The organism is Skermanella sp. (assembly GCF_059503625.1).
Genome location: NZ_JCACHA010000795.1, coordinates 9157 through 9390, shown reverse-complemented (window position 1 = coordinate 9390; position 234 = coordinate 9157). Strand labels below are relative to the sequence as shown.

1 protein-coding gene is annotated in these 234 nt (G+C 67.9%); it reads right to left on the bottom strand.

Annotated elements, in window-relative coordinates; translation table 11 throughout:
• The coding region (locus tag AC5JJ6_RS28140) for a GTP-binding protein (protein WP_496045235.1) at positions 1-134 on the bottom strand (134 nt) is incomplete at its 3' end.
• Positions 135-234 lie beyond the last annotated feature (100 nt).

Here is a 234-nt window from a genome sequence, read left to right as displayed (position 1 = left end):
ATCCCGATCTCTCCGAACTCGTTGACGATGACGGCGAAGCGCTTTCCATGCGGTTCGGACAGGATGCGGTTCAGCAGGGTCGTCTTGCCCGCGCCGAGATAGCCGGTCAGCACGGTAACGGGGATAGCGGACAGGAAGCGGGGCGGCTGTGGGGGGGGGCGCGGGGGGGGGGATGTGGGCGCCACACCCCCCCCCGACTTTAAAAGGCCGCGTTTACGCCGGCCCCCCCCAGTA